The organism is Mailhella massiliensis, assembly GCF_020741395.1.
Taxonomy (GTDB): domain Bacteria; phylum Desulfobacterota; class Desulfovibrionia; order Desulfovibrionales; family Desulfovibrionaceae; genus Mailhella; species Mailhella massiliensis_A.
The window spans coordinates 1-7,118 of the sequence record NZ_DYZA01000114.1; the positions used below are offsets into that span (position 1 = coordinate 1).

At 60.3% G+C, this 7,118-nt stretch carries 5 protein-coding genes; 4 read left to right on the plus strand and 1 reads right to left on the minus strand.

Annotated elements, in window-relative coordinates; translation table 11 throughout:
* Positions 1 to 407: 407 nt before the first annotated feature.
* Positions 408 to 1,673, minus strand: a complete 1,266-nt coding sequence (gene dinB / locus K8W16_RS05930; RefSeq protein ID WP_304122067.1) for a DNA polymerase IV — start codon at positions 1,671 to 1,673, stop codon at positions 408 to 410.
* Positions 1,674 to 2,123: 450 nt separating this feature from the next.
* Here dinB and speA point away from each other — a divergent pair, with 450 nt between their 5' ends.
* The 4 genes from speA (at position 2,124) to nspC (ending at position 6,984) form a co-directional block, all read left to right on the plus strand.
* Complete coding sequence (gene speA / locus K8W16_RS05935) at positions 2,124 to 4,043, plus strand: biosynthetic arginine decarboxylase (RefSeq protein ID WP_304122059.1); 1,920 nt, start codon at positions 2,124 to 2,126, stop codon at positions 4,041 to 4,043.
* 180 nt (positions 4,044 to 4,223) lie between these two features.
* On the plus strand, positions 4,224 to 5,420 hold the full coding sequence (locus K8W16_RS05940) for a saccharopine dehydrogenase family protein (RefSeq protein WP_304122061.1): 1,197 nt from the start codon (positions 4,224 to 4,226) through the stop codon (positions 5,418 to 5,420).
* Between the two features lie 108 nt (positions 5,421 to 5,528).
* The gene (locus K8W16_RS05945; protein WP_304122063.1) at positions 5,529 to 5,753 is read left to right on the plus strand and encodes a SlyX family protein; all 225 of its coding nucleotides are present in this window, start codon (positions 5,529 to 5,531) and stop codon (positions 5,751 to 5,753) included.
* 37 nt (positions 5,754 to 5,790) lie between these two features.
* Positions 5,791 to 6,984 carry a carboxynorspermidine decarboxylase gene (gene nspC, locus K8W16_RS05950; RefSeq protein WP_304122065.1) on the plus strand — a complete coding sequence of 398 codons (1,194 nt, stop codon included), beginning with the start codon at positions 5,791 to 5,793 and terminating at the stop codon, positions 6,982 to 6,984.
* Positions 6,985 to 7,118 lie beyond the last annotated feature (134 nt).

Here is a 7,118-nt window from a genome sequence, read left to right on the forward strand (position 1 = left end):
GCAGATTCCCGTTCCGCTGATGCGGGACATGGCCTTTGCCCGGCGGTGGAAGGCGCCGGAAGCCATGTTTACCGACATTTCCTTTCAGCAGCAGTTCGAGACATGGCTGAAAGTCGCGGGCCTTGCATAGCCTTCCGCCTTGCGGAGGGCAAATTGCAGACAGCTCCGTTCTTCTCATTCGGATTCATAAATGTCTTGCCCGCCCGCCTGTTGAACAGACCTCCGGCATAGCCCCGCCCCACGGAATCCTTTCCTTGTATGGTTCAAACCGGTACGGATTCCCTCAGAATTCCACCCGTGACCAAGGCGCAAAGGAACGCCTGCCGCGCCTCATGAAGTTCTGAACAGGCAAAACCGGGAGCCGTCCAGAGGGGAACAGCTACTCTTTCCGCGCCGGAAAACACCCTCTACATATCTTCCTCACGGGGGCACGTCCCATGCCGTGTCTCTTCCCGTATCCTGCGCGCTTCCGCCCGCTCATCCTGCACCTCGGCACTCGCACGGCCCGCTGCGCTCCCCCCCTCAAAGAGCCTGCCGCGCATCACGGCCCTGCCGCCGTAGCGGGAGCGCAGCGCGTCCACGGCCCTGTCCAGCCTGTTGCGCCGTTTTTCCTCCTCCCCTTCGGCCGCCTTTTCCGGCATAAGGGAAAGCTGCCGGGGGGCATCCGCCTCAAAGCCGGAAACGCCCACGCCCACAAGGCGTACCCTGCCGGAAAGTTCAAGGCCTTCAAGTATGGCGCAGGCCGTTTCATAAATGCTTTCCGTGCCGCATATCCGATGATCGAGCGTGACCTGCCGCGTAATCTGGTGAAAATCGGCATATTTTATTTTCAGTGTCACCGTGCGCCCGGCAAGCCCCTGCCGCCTGAGCGAAGCGCCCACCCTTTCGGCATGGCGCAAAATCCAGGTGCGCAGAAGCTCCCTGTCCAGCGTGTCTTCATCCAGAGTGACTTCCGCGCTTTCCGACTTCGGGGGCGAATACGGCACCACCTCGCGGGGGTCGTCCCCCCGGGCGCGCGCCCACAGCACGGCCCCGGCCTTGCCGTAGCGCCTCTGCCAGAAGTCCGCTCCGTAACGCGACACGTCGGCGCAGTTTTTCACCCCCATGCGGGCAAGCTCCGCAGCGAAATGCCTCCCCACACCGGGCACGGCGGTGACGGGGAGCGCGGCCAAAAACGCGGGCACATCTTCGGGCGCAAGCAGGAAAAGCCCGTCGGGCTTGCGCTGTTCGGAAGCAATCTTGGCAAGGAATTTCACCGGGGCTATGCCCACGGAACAGGTCAGTCCGCCTGTGGCCTCCCGCACAGCCTCCTTGAGGCGTCGGCCCATCTCCTCCACAGGGCCGAACAGACGCTCAAGGCCCGTGGCGTCAAGGTATGCCTCATCCACGGAAGCCATTTCCACTTTGGGAGAAAAATGTTCGATGGTCTCGCGCACCAGGGCGGACATTTCCGCATAGCGGCGCATTCTCGGCCGAAGGTACACGGCATGGGGGCATCGCCTTCTGGCTTCAGATACGGGCATGGCGGAGCGGATGCCGAAGCGGCGCGCCTCGTAGGAGCAGGTACTCACCACACCCCGGTGCTCCCCGCCCACCACCACGGGGCGGCCCCGTAGTTCCGGGTTGTCGAGCTGCTCTATGGATGCGAAAAAGGCATCCATATCCATGTGCATGATCCATCTGCCGGGGCGAAACACGTCCTCTTCCTCCCTGAAGCATCCCGGGGAACTTTTGGCCTCGGCCTGACCGACGCCGTACTGCATGCCTCAATCGCGCGTTCTGCCGTGCCTGCCCGGCGAACATCCCCCCCGCATCCCGCCCGCGTGAAAAGGCCGCTGCGAGGGATCCATGAGAAAGCGCCCCTCCGGCCCGGAAAACACGGACTCCCTCCCGCCGGGGCCGTACATACCGCGTCTTCCCCACCCCGGAGGCGGCGAAAGCACCGGCCCGAAGATGACAATATCGTTACGGAAAGCCCCGTTGCGAGGATTGTCCTTGACAAGGGGGGATGCTCTCTCTAAGGATGAAGTACCCGTCTCTCATCATGCCCTTGCACGGGAAAAAGGGCAACCCGGAGGCATTGCCGTTCTCTTTATTTTCTTTTTCATAAGGAGTCAGGATCGTTGGCCAAAAAGAAATCTATGCAGAAGTGGACCGTGGAGGATTCCGTCGATTTGTACGGCATCCGCAACTGGAGTTCCGGGTATTTCGATATTTCCCCCAAAGGCGAGGTAGTCATACGGCCCTTCGGGCGCGAAGGCGGCCCTGAAGTCAGCGTTCTGGAAATCATCCACGAGCTCAAGGCGCGCGGTTATGATCTGCCTGTGCTGCTCCGCATTGAAAACATCCTCGATTCCCAGATTTCCCTTTTGCATCAGACCTTCCGTGCCGCCATAAGCGAACTCGGCTACAAGGGCGAATACCGCGGCGTATTTCCCATCAAGGTGAATCAGCAGCAGCAGGTGGTGGAAAAAATCGCCCAATACGGTGCGGCCTACCATCACGGCCTGGAAGTGGGCTCCAAGGCCGAGCTTATCGCAGCAATCAGCCAGCTCAAGAGCCGCGAGGCCTGCCTCATCTGCAACGGATATAAGGACGAGGAATTCATCGACCTCGGCCTGCATGCGCTCAGCATGGGCTTCAACGTCATTTTCGTGCTGGAAATGCCCGGTGAGCTGGAAGTCATTCTCGACGAAGCCAGGCGCATGGGCATACGCCCGCAGATAGGCGTACGCGTCAAGCTCAGCACCAAGGCCAGCGGCCACTGGTCGGAATCGGGCGGGGAGCGTTCCGCCTTCGGCCTCACCTCCGCGCAGATCGTAGACGTCGTGGATATCCTCAAAGAGCACGACATGCTCGACACGCTGAAGCTCATGCACTATCACCTGGGCTCCCAGGTGCCAAATATCCGTGATATCCGCGCGGCCGTCATGGAAGCTACGCGCATTTACGCGAGCCTCGTGCAGGAAGGCGCGGCCATGGGCTACCTCGACCTCGGCGGTGGCCTTGCCGTGGACTACGACGGCTCGCACACCAACTACGTTAGCTCCCGTAACTACACCATGATGGAATACTGCACCGACGTGGTGGAAGCCGTGATGACTATCCTCGACGCGCAGAGCATCCCGCACCCGCACATTGTCACGGAGTCGGGGCGCGCTACGGTGGCCTATTATTCCATCCTTCTTTTCAACGTGCTCGACGTGAGCCTCATCGAAGTGGGAAGCCTGCCCGAGGAACTGCCGGAAGACACGCCCGAACCCGTGCGCAACCTGAAGGAAGCGCTTCAGAACATCAATCCGCGTAACCTTCAGGAAGCCTACAACGACGCCATTTATTATTATGATGAAATGCGCCAGCTCTTCATCACCGGCCGCGTCACCCTCCGCCAGAGAACACTTGCAGAACGCTTCTTCTGGGCCATCATGCGCGTGCTTTCCGAAGAAAAGAACCGCGTGAAGTACATTCCCAAGGAGCTGCATGAAATCGACTCCATGCTGGCCGATATCTACTACTGCAACTTCAGCGTATTCCAGTCCCTGCCGGACAGCTGGGCTATCGACCAGCTCTTCCCCGTCATGCCCATACACCGGCTGGAGGAATTCCCCGAAAGGCAGGGCATCCTTTCCGACCTCACCTGCGACAGCGACGGCCGTATTTCCCACTTCATTGACCCGCAGGGTATCAAGACCACGCTGGAACTTCATCCTCTGAAGGACGGCGAGGAATACTATCTCGGCACCTTCCTCGTGGGGGCCTACCAGGAAACGCTGGGCGATCTGCACAACCTCCTCGGCGACACCAACGTGGTCTCCGTGCGTATTCAGGAAGACGGCAGCTACGATTTTGTGCGTGAAATCGACGGCGACTCCGTTTCCGACATTCTCGCCTATGTGGAATACGACCCGCACCGAGTACTGGTGGGCATACGAAAATCGGCCGAGCGGGCCGTGCGTGAAAACCGCATCACCCCAGCCCAGCGCTACCAGCTCATGCAGGCTTTTGAAGACGGCCTGCGCGGTTATACCTATTTTGAGCGATAGGCCGGCTCCTCTTTCAACAACGTCAACCTGCCGGGCGGAAGGCTCCCCTTCCCCCCCCCCGGCCCTTCCCCTTACCACCCCTGGCCGAGAACCCCGTTCTCCCCTTTTTCAATAAAGCCGCGGCGCGGGCGGCGCTTCCCCTGCCCGCCTTCCGGCTTTCATGCAGCAAGGAGCAAGAACATGGCAAAGGTGCTCATCATCGGCGCGGGCGGCGTCAGTTCCGTCGCCACGCACAAGTGCGCGCAGGCCGCTGAAGTTTTTACCGATATCGTGCTGGCCAGCCGCACGAAGTCCAGGTGCGACGCCATCGCGGCAAGTGTGAAGGAACGCTATGGCCGCGACATAGAAACCGCTCAGGTGGATGCGGACAATGTACCCGAACTTACGGCACTTATCCGCCGCGTGCAGCCTGATCTTGTGATGAATATTGCCCTGCCCTATCAGGATCTGCACATCATGGACGCCTGTCTGGAAGCGGGCGTAAACTATCTCGACACCGCCAACTATGAGCCGCCGAACGACGCGCACTTTGAATACAAGTGGCAGTGGGCCTATCAGCAGAAATTCAAGGACGCCGGCCTCTGCGCCCTGCTCGGTTCCGGCTTCGACCCCGGCGTGACCAACGTATTCTGCGCCTATGCCCAGAAGCACCTTCTGGATGAAATCCACGTCCTGGATATCATCGACGCCAACGCCGGCGATCACGGCCTGCCCTTCGCCACCAACTTCAACCCGGAAATCAACCTGCGCGAAGTGTCGGCCAAGGGCCGTTACTGGGAACGCGGCGAATGGGTGGAGACCGATCCCCTTTCCTGGAAAATGAACTTCGACTTCCCCGAAGGCATAGGCAGGCGCAACTGCTACCTCATGTATCATGAGGAGCTGGAATCGCTGGTTCAGAACCTCAAGGGCATACGCCGCGCCCGCTTCTGGATGACTTTCGGCGACGCCTACCTGAACCATCTTCAGGTGTTCAAGAACGTGGGCCTCATCGGCATCGAGCCGGTGAAGTTCCAGGGCCACGACATAGTGCCCCTTCAGTTCCTGGCCAAGCTTCTGCCCGACCCGGCCTCCCTCGGCCCGCGCACCGTGGGCAAGACGTGCATCGGCTGCCTCATGCGCGGCGTAAAGGACGGCAAGGAGCGCACCTGCTACATCTACAATATCTGCGACCATCAGGAATGTTACCGGGAGCTCGGCTCCCAGGCCATTTCCTACACTACGGGCGTGCCCGCCATGGTGGGCGCCATGATGATGGTCACCGGAAAGTGGAACAAGCCCGGCGTGTGGAACATGGAGCAGATGGACCCCGATCCCTTCCTGGAAGCTCTCGGCAGGTACGGCCTGCCCTGGAAGGTGACGGAACCCGCCCTGTAACACTTTGTTTTCCGCGCCGTCGCCGCGCCGCGCGGCCTGAGTGCATCCTGATATGCCGGGGAGCGGCGGGTGAAGCCCGTCCGCTCCCCTTGTCCACCGGGAGGCTGCATGACGACTGAAGAACAGATAGCCAGACTGGAAGAGCTGACGTATTTTCAGGAAAAACTGCTCCGGGAGCTCAACGAGGCCCTCGCCAGCCAGCAGGCACAGCTCGACGCGCTGGAAAAGCGTCTCGCCGGGCTGGAAGAACATATGACGACGCTGCTCGATTCTTTCGGTCAGGACGCGCCGGTAAACACTCTTCCCCCGCACTACATGCCGGAACGCTACTGACACAGACGCCTTCCCGCCGCCTTCAACCCCTGCCGCCATGAACAAATATCTTGCCGAACTCCGCCCCGAATCCTGGCCGTCTCCCTGCTTTGTCACCGACCTCGCGCTTCTGAAAAAAAACGCCGCCATACTCGACGGCATCCAGAAGCGCACGGGCGCGAAGATCATGCTCGCGCTCAAATGCTTTTCCCAGTGGGAAACTTTCCCTGTGCTCTCCCGGGCCATGGACGGCCCGCTTTACGGCTGTTGCGCCAGTTCCCCCGATGAGGCGAGGCTTGCCAGAGAGGATTTCCGGGGAGAAGTGCACGCCTTCGCCGCCGCCTGGAGCGAAGAAGAACTGACCGAAACCCTGCGCTATGCCGACCATATCGTGTTCAACTCCTTCGCCCAGTGGAAAACCTTCCGTCCTCTGGTGCAGAAGGCAGAAAAGGAGCGCGACATGAGCATAGAATGCGGCCTCCGCCTCAACCCGGAACATTCCGAAGGCGCGGTACCCATCTATGACCCATGTTCTCCCGGTTCCCGGCTCGGCATACGGCCCGCCGCCTTCCATGCGGAGATGGAAAAGGACCCGCACGCACTGGACGGTATAAGCGGCCTGCACTTCCATACCCTGTGCGAACAGAACGCCGACAGCCTCTCCCGGACGCTGGAAGCCGTGGAAAAACATTTCGGCTCCTCTTTTTCCAGGATGAAATGGATCAACTTCGGCGGCGGACACCATATCACCCGCGCCGACTACGATATCGAGCTTCTGTGCCGCTGCATCGAGCATGTGCGTGACGCTTACGGCGTGCAGGTCTATCTGGAACCCGGCGAGGCCGTGGCCCTCAACGCGGGTGTGCTCATCGCCACGGTGCTCGATGTGGTGCAGGCCGATATGCCCGTCGCCATTCTCGACGCATCCGCCGCCTGCCACATGCCCGACGTGCTGGAGATGCCCTACCGGCCCAACATCATAGGCGCGGGGGAAGCCGGGGAAAAGAACTTCACCTGCCGCCTCGCGGGCAAATCCTGCCTTGCGGGCGACGTCATCGGCGAATACTCCTTCGACAGGGAACTTGTGCCCGGAGACAGGCTGGTTTTTCTGGACATGGCCATTTACAGCATGGTGAAGACCAATACCTTCAACGGACTGCGCCTGCCCTCCATCGCCGTGTGGGATTCGGAAACGGGCCAGCGCCGCGTCACGCGTACCTTCGGCTACGAAGATTTCCGCAGCCGGCTGTAGGCTGCGGGAACCCCTCCCGGCCATACAGGAGCGTTTCAGCCCTCCCTTTTCGGGGAGGGCTTTTTTACCCTTTTCCGAAGTTTTCTCCTTTTTCACCGAAAAACAATGATACAAAATCCCCACTATTATCCATA